Below are 17,393 nucleotides of genomic sequence, written 5' to 3' on the forward strand. Positions count from 1 at the left end.
TTTTTTATTTACTTCTTATAAATTTTCACTAGTCCTTGTGTTCCATCATCGCCTAAATGGTATTCATCAACCATCTTTTCGTAGAGTTCTTTTGCTAGCTTAGTAGCAGGCAAATCAATTTGCATTTCTTCCGCTCCTTGAAGAGCAATGCGTAGATCCTTTAAGAAGTGCTTAGCTGAAAAACCAGGTTTAAAATCACCCGCTAATACTCTAGGTCCATAGTTGTCGAGACTCCAGTTATCAGCACTTCCGCTAGAAACAGTATCCATCATCGAAGCTAAGTCCAGTCCGGCGGCTTTACCATATTCGAACATTTCAACCATCCCGGTCATCGTCCCAGCAATCATGATTTGGTTCGCCATCTTAGTATGTTGGCCTTTTCCGGGACCACCAAATAATTTCACTTGGCTTCCCATCACTTCTAAGACTGGTTTGACTTGATTAAAGGTAGCTTCATCACCACCGACCATAATGGTAAGCGTACCGTTCTTAGCGCCAACATCCCCACCAGAAACTGGTGCATCTAATGTTTGAATCCCGCGTTTTTGTCCTTCTGCATAAATTTCTTCATCTAGTTTAGGAGTACTTGTCGTCGAATCAATTAAAATGGTCTGATCATCAGATCCAGCAAATAATCCGTGGTCGCCAAAGTAAATTTCTTTAACGTCATCTGGAAAACCAGCAATAGTAATCACCACTGATGAATTTTTAGCCACTTCTTCTGGTGTATCATACCATTTAGCTCCATCATCTAAAACCGTTTGTGCATGTGCCTTAGTACGGTTAAATACGTTCACCTCGTGGTTAGCTTTCAATAAGTTTTGAATCATTGAAGAACCCATTACTCCGGTTCCAATAAAACCAATTTTCATAGTTGATTCCTCCTTTTCTTATAGCCTATAACTATTATCACTTTCTCGCAAACTTTCTGCTTAATTCCTATCGCAGGCAATTTTTGTTATAATAGATAAGTAATACTATTTTTCCGAATGGAGGATTATTTGTATGAATAATGGTGATAACGACAGTAGAATCCGTAAATACACGTTTGATGATACTGTTACAAATGCTAATAAAAGTCGCCAAAACAATAACCGCATTTGGCCGATCATAATTTTTATCGTCGTAGTGGCTGGATTAATTCTAGCTGGTGTTAAAACCATCACCTACTTTACTTCTAATAGCCACTCAAACCAGTCAACCGAGATGAGTTCACAAGTTAAAAATAAACAATCTCAAACCGATTCACAGAATCAAAATGATAGAAATCAATATGCCATGCCAACTAAGAAATCTGGCAAGAAAACGATGTTTGATCGTACCCATATTTTCAGTTCAGTTGCTGATGCTCAAAACTATGCTAAGGCAACTCAAGACCAATGGTTAAAAGCTGGTTATACCAACTATACCGTGTCAGCTGATTCACAAGGTTATTATATTTTGAAATTTATTAAATAGGAGGTTTGTACTATGAAGATTGAAGTTAACTTAGATAATAATCGTCTTCCAGATAAATATACTAGGCACGCTGCTGTTGAATATATGGAACATGATTTTCCAGTGGTATCATTCCCATTTTCAATCAAAGATGTCCCTGCAGGCACCAAAGAAATTGCCTTTGCATTAACTGATTTAGATTCAATTCCAGTATGTGGTTTTGAATGGATTCACTGGTTAGTCGCTGGTTTAGACGGCCACGATGTTGACGTCCCAGAAGACTCTAGTCGTAACAACCCATTAAATTGGACACAAGGTTACAACAGTTCCGCTGGTCACATCTATGACATGAAAGACCAACCTATCAGTCAACATTACATGGGACCCAAACCACCTAGTGGTGTTCATGACTACACCTTAACTGTCTATGCATTAGACACCAAATTAAATTTCAATGATGGCTTTTGGTACAACGAACTAATTCATAATATGGCTGGTCATATTATTGAAAAAGTCAAAATCGACTTACCTGTTGAAAACAACTAAAAAAAGGAACCGATATTAATCGGTTCCTTTTTTTATAGCCTTGCGATTCGTTGGGCTTCATCTTCTAATCTGAAACAAAGCTCTAATGCATCATGACGAAAGTCTTCGACAAAATTTTCTTTTGTCGATTTAAATTCTGCGATTTGACTACCGCTAATCCCAGTGACAGTAAAAGTATCACCATTTAAATGAGAAGTGTCATAGTGGCCTTCTTCTGCTTCTTCTAGGTAATCTTGGAATAAATCAGCAACCGCTTGATAGATTACTTCTTCTTCAGTTACTTGATGACCGTCAATTAGCATACGTGCCATTTTTAATTTTACTTCGTCCATGTTTTCAGGAATTAATTCACTCATTATTAACACCATCCTTATGCATTAATTTTATCATATCCGTAAAAAATTTTGATAATTTTATGCGTCAAACCCAAATCAGTTTTTCAATCATGTTATTATCTTATTATAAAGGAGTGTTCGACATGCAAATTGGAATTATAGGTGCTGGCCCTCGTGGCCTATTAATGTTAAATAACCTTATTTTAAATCATGATGCTGATCATCAAGAAGATATTACAATTCACTTATTCGACCGCTACATTCAAGGTGGCAGTGTGTGGAAAGTTAATCAACCCATCAGTCTAATCATGAATACCCCGGCAAATGAATTATCACTTTTCAATGATAATCAAGCCAATGCTTACTCCATTTCAGAATGGTGTCAATCAGATGAATCAATTAAATTCATCAAACAATTAGACGTTGATAACCGCGATGAACTACTAGACGCACTCAAAAAAATAAACGACCGTTCATACGTTCCTCGTGCAATCTGTGGTGCATATTGTCAATGGTTCTTCTCTCTTTTAGAAGATCAAATTAATCAAAATGACCATATTAATTTAGAACTACACTTCAATCAAAATGTGGATGAAGTCAAAGCAAATGATGATGATACATACTCAGTCTTTGCCAACCAACAACAATACAATGTTGACCGTTTAGTATTTAGTTTAGGCCAACAAGAAAATAAATTAACTAAGGATCAAGAATCACTATTGAAGTATTCCAAGGATTACGACTTAACTTACATTTTACCTGGTGAAGCCGACGAAGCTGACTTAAGTCATATTCAAGCTGACCATAACGTCATTATTCGTGGAATGGGCCTTAGCTTTAATGATTTTGTATCACGTTTAACTGAAGGCCGTGGTGGAACTTTCACTGATAATGGGGATAATACCTTAACTTATCATCCAAGTGGCAAGGAACCAACCATTTATGCCGGTTCACGCCGTGGTGTCCCTTATTATCCTAAAGCGATTAGTCAAAAGGCATTTAACGAAAATTATTCAGCTGTCTTTTTAACTAACGACAATGTGGATAAACATGTGCATAACGGCCACATTAGTTTTGAAGATTTCCACAAACTACTTCGTTTGGATATTGAATACAGATACTATTCTTTCTTATTCGCTTTAAAACATCCCGAAATTAATGTGGAAGAATTCCAACAAACTTTTATTGATGCAGATGATCACGATGCTTTAATTGCTAGCTATCATCTAGCTGATGATGAAATCTTTAACTGGGACTTAATTTTAAACCCAGTCGCTGGCATTAAAATCTCAACACTAGATGATTACCAAGGTCACGTTAAAAAATGGTTACAACTAATTGTTGATGATGCTCTATTAGGTTCTAAGACTGCACCAATTACTGGGGCGATTGAAATGCTAAGGGATTTAAGAGACAATATCCGTTACATTTTATCTAACCACCTATTTACTAACGATGACTTTGCTAACAAGTACCAAGGTCAATTCTCTGCCAACATGAAGTTCCTATCACAAGGCGCTCCCGCTGTGCGTAGTCAAGAAATTATTGCGCTAATGAACTCTGGTGTTGTGAACATTATTGGCCCTCAAATGCAGGTAATTGGTGCTAACCATAAGTTCATTACTCGTTCTGCTTTCTATGGTGAAGAAATTATTCAAGCCGATGCTTTAATTGAAGCCAGAACAAATGCTCCTGTTACTAACGTTTCAGCTAATCCGGCATTAACTAGTATGTTGGATAGCGGAATTGTGTCTGCTGAACAAATTACTTTATCAGATGGCAAAGTCGTGGCTAACTCTTCGGTTGATATCGACTTAGCTACTGATCGTGTAGTTGGTCAAAATAACTTATACACATGGGGATTAAATACTGAAGGAGTTTACTTTGTGACTTCAGCGATTCCTCGTCCGGGTGTAAATGATTCAATTTACGCTGCAGCTGATAAGATTGCTAAAGAAATTTTTGATATCAAAGTGGATAACCCCACTATTTATATGTAAAAAACGATAATACTACAAAATAAAAACGCCCCCATTGGGGCGTTTTTTAATATAGCTCTTCTTTATGCTCAACGATAAAGTCAACAAAATATTGACTCGCAATTGGCAATTCTTCTTTATTTTTATACACAATTGCGACCGGTCTAGTTACATCTGGGACTATTGGTTTGCTGACAACCTTAAAATCGGTTCTTTCAAACACTAATTCAGAAAGAATACTAATGCCAAGACCGGCTTCAACCATTGCCATGATTGTATAATCATCTTGAATGATATATCTGACATCTGGAGTTAATCCAGCTTGCTTAAAGGCTTCAAGTGGTTCACTGTAGCCACCACCTTCAACTAATATGAATGGATCATCCGCTAGTTTTTCAATCGGAATTTGATCCAATTGAGCTAGTGGATGATTTTCAGGTAAGAATGCATTCATGCTGGTCTTATGTATTAATGTCTTATTAAAACCAGTTCCAAATTCAGCAGTCATGATGGCAAAATCAATTTGATCATTTTTAAGCCATTCTAGAATGGTTCCATAATCACCTTGATTTAAAATGAAGTTAATTTTAGGGAACTTGGTTTTAAATTCTTTGAATAATTGTGGTAACCAATAACAACTAACACTGGTAATCGCACCGATTCTAATTGTACCGGATTGCAGCCCATTAATTGATTCAGCTGTATCTAATAATGAACGATATTGTTTTAAAGTTTGACGAATAAATGGGTATAGTTTTTCCCCATCAGGGGTTAATTCAACTCCCGAACGTGATCTTTTTAAGATATGCATATTGAATTCTTTTTCTAAACTAGCCATCATCTGACTTACTGATGACTGGGTGTAACCTAGTTGTTCTGCAGCTTTGGTAAAGCTTTTATTTTGCAGCACTGCTTCTAAAACCAAAAAGCGGTTCATTTAATATCACCTTTTCTAATGCAAACATTTTAAATATTAATTTTACTTATGTTGCTTTTCATTATATAGTGTTAGCAACTTATAAACAAGAAAAGGTGATGATACTTATGCAAATTTTTAAGAAAGAATCGGTTAGCAATTATTTAGAGGCTGACTCACGATTAGCAAAGTCATTAAACGCAAAAGACTTAGTTGCATTGGGTATCGGTGCTGTAATCGGAACTGGGATTTTTATTCTTCCTGGTCATGAAGCTGCCAGCCATGCCGGTCCAGCTGTCGCAATTGCCTTCTTGATGGCTGCCATTGTTTCTGGTTTAGTTGGAATGGCCTACGCTGAATTTTCATCAGCGATGCCAATCGCTGGATCAGCATATTCATTTGGTTCAGTTGTCTATGGTGAAATTATTGGTTGGATTTTAGGTTGGGCATTGATTCTAGAATACTTCTTAGCGGTTTCAGCTGAAGCAACTGGTTTTGCTGCTTACTTTAACAATAATATTTTAGCCGCTTTTGGGATTAATATTCCAAAGGCCTTCCAAGCCAGCCCCATGGAAGGTGGAGTGATTAATATCACTGCCGTTATCATTGTGTTAATTATCGCAGGAGTCCTTCTAAAAGGAACCGAAATGTCAAAGAAAGTTGAAAACTTCGCAGTAATTGTTAAGGTTGTTATTATTATCGCATTTATTGTTATTGGCGCATTCTACGTTAAAACTAGCAATTATGTTCCATTCTACCCTTCACAATTCCACTCAACTCCATTTGGTATGGGTGGTATCTTTACTGCAGCTGCTACTGTATTCTTTGCTTTCATCGGATTTGATGCACTAGCATCTAACTCAGCTGAAACTATTAACCCCGGTAAAAACGTGATTAAGGGAATTTTAGGAACTGTTATCTTCGCTGTAGTGCTATACGTAGCATTCTCATTTGTATTGACTGGAATCGTTAACTACAAAGAACTAAACGTTGATGACCCCGCTGCTTATGCCCTACAAATTATTCACTTAACTGCATTTAACAAACTAATTACTATCGGTGCTTTATTCGGTATCTTTACCGCTATGGTAACCATGTTCATCGGTGGATCAAGACTAGTTTATGCATTGGGTCGTGATGGATTACTTCCTAAATTTATCGGTCGTGTTAGTGAAAAGCACTCTGTTCCAAGAAATGCGATTATTATCGCTACAATCGTTCAAGCTGTTTTCGCTGGTTTAGTTCCCCTATCTGAACTAGCTTCACTTATTAATGCCGGTACATTGATTGCCTTCGCATTTATCTCATTTGGTGTTATCAAACTACGTCATCGTAAAGACATCCAAAATGACGGTTTTAAAATGCCATGGTACCCATTCCTACCTGTGATTGCCGGAATATTCAGCATCTTCTTTATTGTCATGCTTCCAGATATCACTAAGATTTTCGTAGCGATTTGGATTTTGATTGGATTTATCTTCTACTTTGCTTATGGTGTTCACCATTCCAAACTACAAAATCAAAAATAATAAAAAGTCTTCACTGTAAATAGTGAAGGCTTTTTTGCTAGTCTTTATTAAATAAAATAACGATAAATTGAATCGCAGTGATAACTGCTAAAAAGAATATTGCGACCGCAAAGCCAACAACCGGTTGATGAATATTAACTAGATTAACTTTAGTAATAATCGTCGCCACAATCACAGTCCCAATTGCTCCTGCGAATTGTTGAACCGTTGTTAAAATCGCGTTTCCATCTGCTTTTCGTTCATTTTGTAAATAGCTTAATGCTTTAGTCATGATGTTTCCATATGACAAGCCAATTCCAATCATAATCAGTGTGTATGTGATGATAAAGAATAAGTCACTCACATGTGCTGAATTCATTGTTAACGCAATTAATGATATCAAGATTAAACCTGATCCAGATAAAATCGGTTTCTTTGCGCCGACTTTATCCAATAAAATACCGGATAGAGGTGAAATAATTGCACCTAATACAGCACCAGGTAATAAAATTAATCCAGCGACGCTGGAGTCACTATGGTTAATAATTTGCACGTAGTTTGGTACTACAAATGCTAACCCTAAAATGATTAATTGGTTGATAAAAAATGCTAATAAAAAACGACTGTATGAGTGATTTTTCAAAATCGATACATTTAAAATTGGATTAGCCAATTTATTTTGTCTAGACATAAATGATATTAAGGCGATAATCCCAATTAATAATGGTAACCAGACATTCACGTTTAAGAGTTGATTGGTACTAATATTACTAATTCCGATAATTAAACCGGCAAAAGTAAATACTATAAATGCGAAACTAGCAAAGTCAAAGCGACTAGGTTTCAACTCTGGTTGGCTTAATTTAGGAATGGTTACCATCCCTAAAATCATTGCCAATATTAGTACTGGAATTAAAAAGATAAAAATATAACGCCAGCCAAGTGTATGCACAATAATTCCACCAAATGTGGGTCCTACTGCAGAAGCAGCAGCTGTAATCAATGATCCAAATCCCATCATAAAGCCGAGTCGACTAAGTGGGACGTTATCTAAAATCAAGTTAAACATTAATGGTAATGATATCCCCGTTCCAATCCCTTGCACTAGTCTACCAATAATTAAAAAGGTAAAGCTGGGGGCAAATGCATCGATTAACAAACCAATCAAAAACATTAACCCGGAAAAGATAAACAAGTGCGTAGTCTTGAAGTTCTCTTTTAAGAACTTAGATAACGGAATCACACCGGATAAAACTAATAGATAAATTGTAGTAATCCATTGAACCACATTCAGTCCAATATGGAACTCGCTAATTAACGTAGGAAAGGTAATATTCATTGATGTTTCAACGATTACCCCACTAAAAGTCATCACGCCAACTGCGATAATTGATAATAATACACTTCTCGAAATTCTTTCTTTCATTATATAAACATTATATTTCGTCTCCTATAAAATTTGGTATTAAGATACGAAGTAAAATTATATAGATTTTAAAAATTCCTCGCAAACGAAACGACTTACAAAATAAAAAAGTGCTGAACTATTCAGCACTTTAATTATCGTTATATATAAATGAACTATCTGGAATTCTAATTAATGTGTAGCTAGTATATTGTCTACCTGCACGCATCCCAATGCCGTTCAATAAATTGTCTTTATACGTTGCGGTTACCTTAGCAACCCACGCTTTTTGGTATCTTTGATCTAACTTATTAGCTTGACGATCATTCCATCTAACAGCTGACTTTTGCACATTAATCTCATTGTTAGTCCCTACTAACACACTAGATTGTGAACTAGAGACTGAAAGTCGGCGTCCGTTAACCAAATATGAATAAGACTGATTCAATGATGGATTGCTTTCACTTTTGACTTTCACATAGTATGAACTATTCCCATTAGTATCTAATATTAGTGGTTGATAATCGCGCTTAATGTTAACATTTTCCCCGTCAGCACTAACATTTGTATGGAAAGATTCAAATGACATAAATCCCACCCCAATGAACAAGATCACAATCTGGATCGTGGTCTTAACAAGATGGCTAAGTGAAAAGTCGTAGTGCCCATTTATGATTAACCTACTTCTTCGAACCGCGATGTTATAAATAATAAAAATAGCATATGCTAGTAATATAATCCAAAGAAGGAGGCCAACTATATTCCAGGCCGATTTCATAAATCTACTCCTTTTTATAGTAATCCAATATATTATCTATCATACACTATTGTAACACATCTACCAAATTCTTATAGAAACCATTAATTAAAGTACTTTGATTTGCTATTAACCAATTTGATTAATGATGCTGTATCAGAAAATTCTGTGTAATCGTTAACGGTAACTGTAATTAATCGATTTTTACCTGGCTTTTGTGCAGTAGCCACTAAACATAGTCCAGCTGCAACCGTATAACCTGTCTTTAAACCATCAACATGTATGCTTGGGTCATAAAACGGTTTATTTGGTAATAAGCTATTTTCATTGATTAAAGTCTGACCATCAACAGTTTCAGTGGTTTGTTTGGCATCATCCACTACTTGTGGGTAGACACTTAAGACGTGATCAGCGATTTCGGCTAAACTTCTAGCAGAAACCATGTTAGCGGCATCACTACCGCCTACTTGAGCGTAACCGAATTTTTTCAAATCACTATTTTCTAGTCCCGATGAAGAAACGAAAGTAGCGTTTAGGTGCCATGCTTTGGCTTGCTCATTCATCATCTTGATAAACTTAACATTATTCCCTGCAACCCAATTACCTAGCGCGATTGCTGAATTATTGGATGATTCAACCAACGCCGCCTTATATAAATCTCTAACAGTATACTTGTGGCCCTTCTTAAATCTAAAACCGCCTAATTCACTATCTTCCCCTAAACGGCGTAGGCCATCATCGTCAGTGTTTACAATTTGATTCCAGCCCTTCGTCTTTTCAGCTTTTTGAATTGTTAGATACAATGTCATCAACTTCGCTAATGATGCGACTTTAATTTTTTGATCTGCATTTTGCATGTAGACGAATTTATTGTTAGTCGCATCCAGCGCCACTACAGCACTGGCATTACCGAATTGGTTGTTACTTGCCTTAATTAAATCTTTGCTATAAGTTTGTTTATCTGTATTGTAGTTAGGTTGATATTCTTCTTTTTTAGTTTCATATTTTTCGTAAACTTGCTTTACTGCGTAGAATGGATTCCCGAATTGTTCATAAATGCCGATTCCAATCGCTGCTACGAAAATGATTGTTAATCTTTTTACTGATTTTTTCATTTAAATAATACTTCCAGTCTAATTATGTACCATATTAAAGTACCATGAAATCACGGATTCAACAACACTTTAAAATTGAACTTGCTTTTAATTTTGAAGAATAGTATAGTTATCATAAATTGATAATTAATGTTTGGGGTGCCGTTATGGCTGAGAAAACACCCATTGTACCTGATTCAGGATAATCCCTGCGAAGGAAAACAACCCTTTTATTTTTTAACATAAAATAAATTGGACTCCAGACTAATAATAGTTTGGGGTCTTTTTTTCTGGAGGAAACTATGAAAAACACATGGTCACTTAGAAACATCATTTTACTTACATTAATCTCAATTATCTGTGGAATTATCTTCTTTGCCACAGGATTCCTATACAACGCACTAAGCCTAGCACTTACTCCATCTGGATTAGCACCATTAGCTAACGACTTACTTCTAGGTCTTTGGATTATGGCTGCACCTTTAGCTGGCTTCATCTTTAAACGCCCTGGTGCACCTTTCTTAGCTGAAGTTATTGGTGCAATCGTGGAAATGTTCTTAGGTGGACAATGGGGTGTCGGTGCTGTCATCTCAGGAATAGAACAAGGTATCGCTACAGAAGTTGGTTTCGTAGCAACAAAATACAAACATTTTGACTGGATTGGGGTTGCCGCAACTACTATCTCAACTACTGTTCTTACATTTATCTGGGACTGGTTCAAGAGTGGTTACAATGCATACTCAGTTAACATGCTCATCCTATTATTCTTTGCACGCCTATTATCAATCTTCATCTTTGGTGGCGTTTTATCAAAATTAGTAGCTAACATGCTAGAAAAAAGTCACGTTATCAAGTAATCATTAGGAGTGTCAATTTTGAATACTTTAAACATAAATCATTTGGCTTATCAGTACGCTGATGCACAAAAACCATCTTTTAAAGGGGTTAGTTTGGATTTTAATGCTGGTCAAATGAGCTTGATTTATAGTCCGTCTGGATCCGGTAAATCAACGCTTTTAAAAACTATCGCAGGTTTTTATCCACAATATAACAACGGTACAATCGAAGGCTTTATCAATTTTAACGAACACAATCTTTTTGATTTATCTCAACGTGAGTTAAGACAGACAATCGCAATGATGTTCCAAGATCCATCACAACAATTTTGTATGGCAACGGTTTTAGATGAATTTATCTTCACCCTCGAAAATCTTCAGCTAAAACCGGAAGACATGGAACAACGCATTGATGAAGCGTTATCTTTTACTAACTCGATCCATCTAAAGAATAGAAGTTTTAAAACGCTATCAGGTGGAGAAAAGCAAAAGGTGGCGCTAAGTATTGTTGTCGCAATTGATGCGCCGGTCATTTTGTTAGATGAACCGTTTGCCAATGTTGATATTGATTCTCGATTTGAACTAATCAAACTACTGAACCAATTAAAACAACAAGATAAAATTATCATTGGAATTGATCATGATTTATCTGGATACGAACATTTTGTAGATCAATTTATTGGTTTTAATGAAACTAACCAGGAATTTGTGCCAATGGATAAAGCACTAGTCACTAAATTGTTCGAACAATTTAACCAAACTAGTCAACGTCCATGCAAGAATCATCCAGTTGGTGGAGAAATCTTAAAACTACAATCTGTTTCTATCCACAATCATGACATGGAACTAATTGATAATTTAACCTTACCAATTTCCAAACAGGCAACTACTTTAATTACCGGGCCTAACGGTTGTGGTAAATCAAGTTTATTTAAAACATTAATCAAGCAACATCAATTTACTGGTGATATTTTATTCAACGATAAATCAATTAATAAGATTCGTTTGAATAAGTATTTAACCCAAGTTGGTTTAATTTTCCAAGAATCCAACAAACAATTTATTAAAATTACTGTCGAAGATGAGATTAACTTATCCATTAAAAATGCCATTAACCAATTTTTAACAGAAGATGAAATTAATCATTATCTACAAGAATTAGGCTTAGCTGATTTGAAGGAACGCGTCATTTACTCATTAAGTGATGGCCAAAAGAAACGCCTACAAATCTTATCCATGGTCTTGATGGGTCATTCATTATTATTATTAGATGAACCATTTAATGGTATTAACATTGAATATATCAATGTGGTTTGTGATTTATTACAACAAGCTAAACAAGCTGGTCAAACTCAAATCATGATTTCTCATCAAACCAACGGGATCGATAATCTAATTGATTATCACTTGGCATTTGAAAATCATCAACTAACTTATCAGGAGGCGTTTTAATGAATCCATTTCTTAAACTATTGATGATGTTAGTAATCGCTTTAGAAATCTCGTTTACTACATCTATTCAACTAAACGTCGTCATCTTTGCAGTTAGTTTGCTTTATCTAATCTTTTTTGCAACTTGGAAGCGAATACTATACCTGCTACTAGTTACCCTAGTGCCCGCTTTAGGCATTTATTTCGCCCAAAAAATTAACGGAAACTATCAATACGGAATCTTATTAGTAACGCGTCTATATGCGTTTGTATCACTTGGTGCAACCTACACTTGTAAGACTACGATTGAAGAACTAGCCGCTAGCTTAGAACAAAATTTCCACGTTCCTAGTAAGTTTGCTTACGGTGTCATGGGTGCTTTTAATTTAGTTGATACTATTAAACAAGAAGTAGTTGATATTAAGTTAGCTGCAAAAATGCGCAATGTTCATCTATCTTATGCATCCCCTACCCTATATTTCAAAGCAATCTTGGCAGCCATGAATTGGTCAACTTTATTGGCACAAGGCATGAACTCCCATGTCTTTGTTGATAACGAAGCTCGCACTCATTTTGAACATATCTCAATTAGAGCCATTGACTATGTGATTTTGATTGCCGTAATTATCGCAATTCAACTGATTTTAATTTATTAGCAAAATATTCTTCTCCTAATAGTAAAATAAGTTATAATGTAGATGTCGGATGGATTTTGTTAGGAGGGTTCTTATGAATCGTAATTTAAATAAGATTGCTGAAGAAATTGTCAATTATCAAAAAGATCATGATATGCCTGATACACAATTGGCATTCAACTTGCACTTCACGGTAGAGGAACTACATGATATTAAAAGCATGCGACGTTCCCCTAGTCCAGAAGAAGTAAACATTATCAAAAAAACTTTAGGATAAACAAAAAGCTCCGTTAAGAAAATAACGGGGCTTTTTTTACATATCGCCATTGGCTTTTAATCTTTGTTCATCCAAATATGCATAAATATATTCAAATCCAATTTCAACAACATCACTTAAAGCAATTTCCTTGCCGTAAATAAAGAAAGTCGTTGTTTCGTCTAAGAGGTTAAACTTCATAGTCTCATCCATAATCTTACTAGGATATCCTAGGTAACTAGTCCCAGACTTTAGTTGAATTCTGATTAATTGCTTTTTATTCATCGATTGTGATAATACAGCAATCATATTATCTTCAGTACTATCAAATTCACGAGAATCATTCAATACTGGTTGGGCAATTCGATTATCAACAACGTTTTGTTGTCTCATCAATTCAACTAATTCTAAGTAATCATTTCCGATAGTAACTCGTTCAATCCCATTCATCTTAATGTAGACATACCCACCAAATTGACCTGACATATCAACCACTTTTAGGATGATGCCATCATCATTTAACATAATCACTTCGCCAACATAAAAGAAATGATCATTGTATCGACAACGGACTTCAATCAATTGATGGTGATGATATGAAGTCGCTAAAATATCAATAATATTATTGATAGATTCGGCGGTATGAGCGATGTTATTTTCGCTTACCTTATCCACGACTTTGCTCATCACACTTAATTCACGACCTTGAAATTCAATAATCATACTTTGATTAAAGCCCATGGTAGCAACTTGGTTATCGATAAAATTAAATTTATCTAAGCGGTAAAAATCAAATGATTCATTATTAATCTTTTGTACAATTCCTGTGTAGAAACGACTTTCATCATTGTCATGAATTAAAATAATTTCATGATTAATATATGCTTGAATAATAATTTGTGGAAATAAGTTAATATCACTATCGAATTGCAAATCAGTAGGTCTGGATTCAAATAGTCCGACTTGATTGGCAATCGCCATCTTTTCTTCAATACTACTTAAATCATCACTTGACGTTTCGACGCTTTCAATCAAACTAGTTTTTATTGCGACATAGCCATCAGCTAGCCCACTTGATTCGTAGGTTGCGATTACTAATTCGTCATTATTTACTTTTTGAACATAACCAGTGTAGAAAATATCTCCAGAATTTAAGTAAATATTCACTAATTGGTTTTTATCTTGTGCTGAACTCAACTGTGCAATAACAGAGTTCATAAACATCCCTCACTCTATGATATTGCATTGCTCATAAATCGTTGTAATTCTTCTCCTGATTTATTGGCACTCAATGCAATGATTAATTTTATACGTGCCTTTTGTCCGTTCAACCCATGACAAAAGGTTAATCCCATTTCTTCTAATTGAATTCCGCCACCTTCATAGGCATAAATATCTTGGGCAACCCCACTTAAACAACGGGAAACCAAAATAATCGGAATGTTACGATCTACTAAACGTTGAACTGAAGCTAGTGTTTCTGGTGGTAAATTCCCAGCACCAAGTCCTTCAATAACCAAACCATTAGTTTTATCGTTATCCAATGCATCAAATAAAGTGCCGTCCATTCCAGCAAATGCTTTAATTAAGTAGACATTTTCGACGATTGAATCAATATCAACTACTTCACTTTGAATTAATTCTTGGAAGAATGTTGGTTGATGCTTTGAAATAATACCGATTGGGCCAAATGTTGGTGTTCTAAAAGTTGCCACATTAGTGGTATGCGTTTTAGTAACATATCTAGCGGTATGAATTTCATCATTCATTGCCACCAAGACCCCTTTGTTAATTGCTTGAGGACTTGCAGCAGTTGCCGCTGCATTTAATAGGTTATATAGCCCATCTGAACCAATTTCATTAGATGAACGCATTGCTCCGGTAACTACCACTGGAAAATCATTGGTTAATGTTAAATCTAAGAAATAAGCTGTTTCTTCCAATGTATCAGTTCCGTGAGTGACAACGACACCATCGTATCCTTGTTCACGCGCTTTTTTAATCCGATTGGCCACTTGAAGCATTCTTTCTGGGGTCATATGAGGTGATGGTAAGTTAAAAATCTCCTCATTCACAATTTCAATACCTTGATCCAATAAATTATCTTTTTGAACAGCAATTGGATTCTGCTCATTTTGGACCACTTCGCCACTTTCATCCTGTGACATGGAAATGGTTCCACCTGTATGAATCGCTAATATTTGTTTCAAGATAATTCCCCCTCAGTTCATAAATAGTACCTTTTATTGTACCTTATATTCGTCATAGATAACAATTATATTCATGATAAGGATTGATTTTTTTATTAAATGCGACTAAAATTGAGTATACAAAATTTTAAAACGTTATTGCCTATATATTTACCATAATAAGGTTGGTAAGTTTCTACCCGAAAGCCGTAAACTTCGGACTATAAGCAAAAAGATGATTGGTCTCTTTGCTTTTTTGCATTGGGACTTTTTTATTTTTCAGGTAATAATTAATTTAGGAGGAATTACAAATTGGATAATCACGAAAGCAGTTTAAAACAAGTTTCTCAATTCAAAGCTGCCATTTTAGGTTTTCAACATTTATTAGCAATGTATTCTGGTGACGTTATTGTTCCGTTACTTATTGGTGCATTTCTACATTTCAATGCAGCTCAAATGACTTACTTAGTTTCTGCTGATATCTTCATGTGTGGTATCGCAACTTTACTACAATTAAAGAAAACCCCATTAACTGGGATTGGTCTTCCCGTTGTTTTAGGTTGTGCGGTACAAGTTATCACCCCACTTGAAACAATCGGTGGCACTTTGGGAGTTGCTTACATTTACGGTGCAATTATTTGTTCAGGATTATTTGTCTTCTTAATCTCTGGTCTATTCGCCAAACTACGTAAGTTCTTCCCACCAGTTGTTACTGGTTCATTAATTACCATTATTGGTTTTTCATTAGTACCAGTTGCGGTACAAAACTTAGGTGGTGGTAACGCTACTGCTAAGAACTTTGCTGATCCAAAAGACTTAATCGTTGGATTAATTACCATGGCTATTATTATTTTAATTAACGTCTTTGGAAAAGGTTTCTTCCGTTCAATCTCTGTACTTGTGGGTATGGTTATTGGAACCATCATTGCTTATGCAATGGGTATGATTTCATTTTCATCAGTTGCTCAAGCTAGCTGGTTCCACTTCCCACAACCATTCTACTTTGGTACTCCTCACTTTAGTTGGTCAGCTATTATCACTATGATTTTAGTATCATTAACTACCATGGTGGAATCAACTGGGGTATTCCTAGCTTTAGCTGATTTAACTGGTAGAAAACTAAGTGAAAAAGACTTAGCTAACGGTTACCGTGCTGAAGGTATCGCTGCCATGTTAGGTGGATTATTCAACACTTTCCCATACTCAACTTTCTCAGAAAACGTGGGTGTGGTTCAACTTTCAGGCATTAAGACTAAACGTCCAATTTACTACGCCGGTGTCTTCCTATTAATCTTAGGACTACTTCCTAAGGCTGGTGCTATTGCTACCGTGATTCCAAGTTCAGTTCTTGGTGGTGCCATGGTTGTGATGTTTGGTATGGTTGGTGTTCAAGGTATTCGTATCTTACAAAACGTTGACTTTAACAAAAACGCTAACTTATTAATCGTTGCTCTATCTGTTGGTACTGGTATCGGTGTTACCGTATATCCTCAAATCTTCAGATCATTACCACAAGCTGCTCAAATCATCTTAGACAATGGAATCGTTGTTGGTGGTTTCCTTGCTGTACTACTAAGTTTCTTATTTAGCTTAAGTGGTCAAATTGATTTAGACGATTAATTATGAAACTCAATAACCCTCATGTATAATATACGTGAGGGTTATTTTTATGGAGGTCATTATGGATAACAACGAACGTTTTTACGAACCAAAGAATTCAAAGGACGCCATGCGTTTTATTGAACGACTATTTAATTCTTATAAAGATTCACCACTTACCCAATCTTTATTGGTTTACCACCAAAAATTAATCAATCAACTTCGTGATAATATCGAACCAGCTGCCAAAACAGAAGGCATTGAAAACCGTGTTAAAGCAGCGCAAAATATGCAAAGAATCATGAAAGACTGGGTTCAAATCAAGATGTCTGGAAAACCATATAATGGCCGCATGCACCATTTTGATTTCCAACCTGATGGTGCCCAACAAAAATTCAAACGTAATAACATTAAACTTTCTAATAATGGTGGTCATCAATCAAGTCGCCACTAAAAAAAGCCGTTTAATA

The 17,393-nt window shown here is 35.6% G+C and carries 18 protein-coding genes and 2 riboswitches; of the genes, 10 read left to right on the forward strand and 8 right to left on the reverse strand.

Annotation, left to right across the window (positions count from 1 at the left end):
- Positions 1–8 precede the first annotated feature (8 nt).
- Entirely contained in the window at positions 9–872 is an 864-nt protein-coding gene (locus tag RZ74_RS05385) for an NAD(P)-dependent oxidoreductase (RefSeq protein WP_053950386.1), read from the reverse strand.
- 133 nt (positions 873–1,005) lie between these two features.
- On the opposite strand from RZ74_RS05385, the gene RZ74_RS05390 reads away from it, so the two are divergent.
- Together RZ74_RS05390 and RZ74_RS05395 are read left to right on the forward strand one after the other, a co-directional pair.
- Entirely contained in the window at positions 1,006–1,458 is a 453-nt protein-coding gene (locus tag RZ74_RS05390; protein WP_053950387.1) for a hypothetical protein, read from the forward strand.
- 12 nt (positions 1,459–1,470) lie between these two features.
- Positions 1,471–1,983, forward strand: coding sequence for a YbhB/YbcL family Raf kinase inhibitor-like protein (locus RZ74_RS05395; RefSeq protein WP_053950388.1), 513 nt, complete (start codon positions 1,471–1,473; stop codon positions 1,981–1,983).
- 32 nt (positions 1,984–2,015) lie between these two features.
- On the opposite strand, the gene RZ74_RS05400 is transcribed toward RZ74_RS05395, so the two are convergent.
- Complete coding sequence (locus RZ74_RS05400; RefSeq protein WP_053950389.1) at positions 2,016–2,339, reverse strand: hypothetical protein; 324 nt, start codon at positions 2,337–2,339, stop codon at positions 2,016–2,018.
- Positions 2,340–2,461: 122 nt separating this feature from the next.
- Between RZ74_RS05400 and RZ74_RS05405 the strand changes: the two genes are divergently transcribed.
- Positions 2,462–4,318, forward strand: a complete 1,857-nt coding sequence (locus tag RZ74_RS05405; RefSeq protein WP_053950390.1) for an FAD/NAD(P)-binding protein — start codon at positions 2,462–2,464, stop codon at positions 4,316–4,318.
- Between the two features lie 46 nt (positions 4,319–4,364).
- Here RZ74_RS05405 and RZ74_RS05410 read toward each other — a convergent pair whose 3' ends face one another.
- Positions 4,365–5,234 (reverse strand): LysR family transcriptional regulator, encoded by an 870-nt coding sequence (locus RZ74_RS05410; protein WP_053950391.1) that lies wholly within the window; start codon positions 5,232–5,234, stop codon positions 4,365–4,367.
- A 98-nt stretch (positions 5,235–5,332) separates the two neighbouring features.
- Here RZ74_RS05410 and RZ74_RS05415 point away from each other — a divergent pair, with 98 nt between their 5' ends.
- Complete coding sequence (locus RZ74_RS05415; RefSeq protein ID WP_237756933.1) at positions 5,333–6,742, forward strand: APC family permease; 1,410 nt, start codon at positions 5,333–5,335, stop codon at positions 6,740–6,742.
- Between the two features lie 37 nt (positions 6,743–6,779).
- On the opposite strand, the gene RZ74_RS05420 is transcribed toward RZ74_RS05415, so the two are convergent.
- The 3 genes from RZ74_RS05420 to RZ74_RS05430 form a co-directional block, all read right to left on the reverse strand.
- Positions 6,780–8,147, reverse strand: coding sequence for an MFS transporter (locus tag RZ74_RS05420; protein WP_053950393.1), 1,368 nt, complete (start codon positions 8,145–8,147; stop codon positions 6,780–6,782).
- Between the two features lie 130 nt (positions 8,148–8,277).
- Positions 8,278–8,904, reverse strand: coding sequence for an LVIS_2131 family protein (locus RZ74_RS05425; protein WP_237756934.1), 627 nt, complete (start codon positions 8,902–8,904; stop codon positions 8,278–8,280).
- Positions 8,905–8,987: 83 nt separating this feature from the next.
- Complete coding sequence (locus RZ74_RS05430) at positions 8,988–9,998, reverse strand: D-alanyl-D-alanine carboxypeptidase family protein (protein WP_053950395.1); 1,011 nt, start codon at positions 9,996–9,998, stop codon at positions 8,988–8,990.
- Between the two features lie 124 nt (positions 9,999–10,122).
- A riboswitch (TPP riboswitch) is annotated at positions 10,123–10,214 on the forward strand.
- Positions 10,215–10,279: 65 nt separating this feature from the next.
- Here RZ74_RS05430 and RZ74_RS05435 point away from each other — a divergent pair.
- From RZ74_RS05435 to RZ74_RS05450, 4 genes are all read left to right on the forward strand, one after another.
- Positions 10,280–10,834 carry an ECF transporter S component gene (locus RZ74_RS05435; protein ID WP_053950396.1) on the forward strand — a complete coding sequence of 185 codons (555 nt, stop codon included), beginning with the start codon at positions 10,280–10,282 and terminating at the stop codon, positions 10,832–10,834.
- Positions 10,835–10,852: 18 nt separating this feature from the next.
- A complete protein-coding gene (locus RZ74_RS05440) occupies positions 10,853–12,265 on the forward strand; it encodes an ABC transporter ATP-binding protein (RefSeq protein ID WP_053950397.1) in 1,413 nt (470 codons plus the stop codon).
- Positions 12,265–12,900 carry an energy-coupling factor transporter transmembrane component T family protein gene (locus tag RZ74_RS05445; protein WP_053950398.1) on the forward strand — a complete coding sequence of 212 codons (636 nt, stop codon included), beginning with the start codon at positions 12,265–12,267 and terminating at the stop codon, positions 12,898–12,900. Before RZ74_RS05440 ends, RZ74_RS05445 begins: the two co-directional genes overlap by 1 nt.
- 73 nt (positions 12,901–12,973) lie before the next feature.
- A complete protein-coding gene (locus RZ74_RS05450) occupies positions 12,974–13,156 on the forward strand; it encodes an LBP_cg2779 family protein (RefSeq protein WP_053950399.1) in 183 nt (60 codons plus the stop codon).
- A gap of 36 nt (positions 13,157–13,192) precedes the next feature.
- Here RZ74_RS05450 and RZ74_RS05455 read toward each other — a convergent pair whose 3' ends face one another.
- Both RZ74_RS05455 and RZ74_RS05460 read right to left on the reverse strand, forming a co-directional pair.
- A complete protein-coding gene (locus RZ74_RS05455; protein ID WP_053950400.1) occupies positions 13,193–14,353 on the reverse strand; it encodes a hypothetical protein in 1,161 nt (386 codons plus the stop codon).
- A 14-nt stretch (positions 14,354–14,367) separates the two neighbouring features.
- Positions 14,368–15,348: an asparaginase gene (locus RZ74_RS05460; protein ID WP_330376151.1), complete on the reverse strand. Its 981-nt coding sequence runs from the start codon at positions 15,346–15,348 to the stop codon at positions 14,368–14,370.
- A gap of 119 nt (positions 15,349–15,467) precedes the next feature.
- Positions 15,468–15,568: riboswitch (purine riboswitch) on the forward strand.
- 68 nt (positions 15,569–15,636) lie between these two features.
- On the opposite strand from RZ74_RS05460, the gene RZ74_RS05465 reads away from it, so the two are divergent.
- Together RZ74_RS05465 and RZ74_RS05470 are read left to right on the forward strand one after the other, a co-directional pair.
- A complete protein-coding gene (locus RZ74_RS05465) occupies positions 15,637–16,944 on the forward strand; it encodes a nucleobase:cation symporter-2 family protein (RefSeq protein WP_053950402.1) in 1,308 nt (435 codons plus the stop codon).
- A 61-nt stretch (positions 16,945–17,005) separates the two neighbouring features.
- Positions 17,006–17,377, forward strand: a complete 372-nt coding sequence (locus tag RZ74_RS05470; protein WP_053950403.1) for a hypothetical protein — start codon at positions 17,006–17,008, stop codon at positions 17,375–17,377.
- The last annotated feature ends 16 nt before the right edge of the window (positions 17,378–17,393 follow it).

Origin of the sequence: Apilactobacillus apinorum (assembly GCF_001281175.1) — a bacterium.
In the GTDB taxonomy this organism is placed as follows: Bacteria; Bacillota; Bacilli; order Lactobacillales; family Lactobacillaceae; genus Apilactobacillus; species Apilactobacillus apinorum.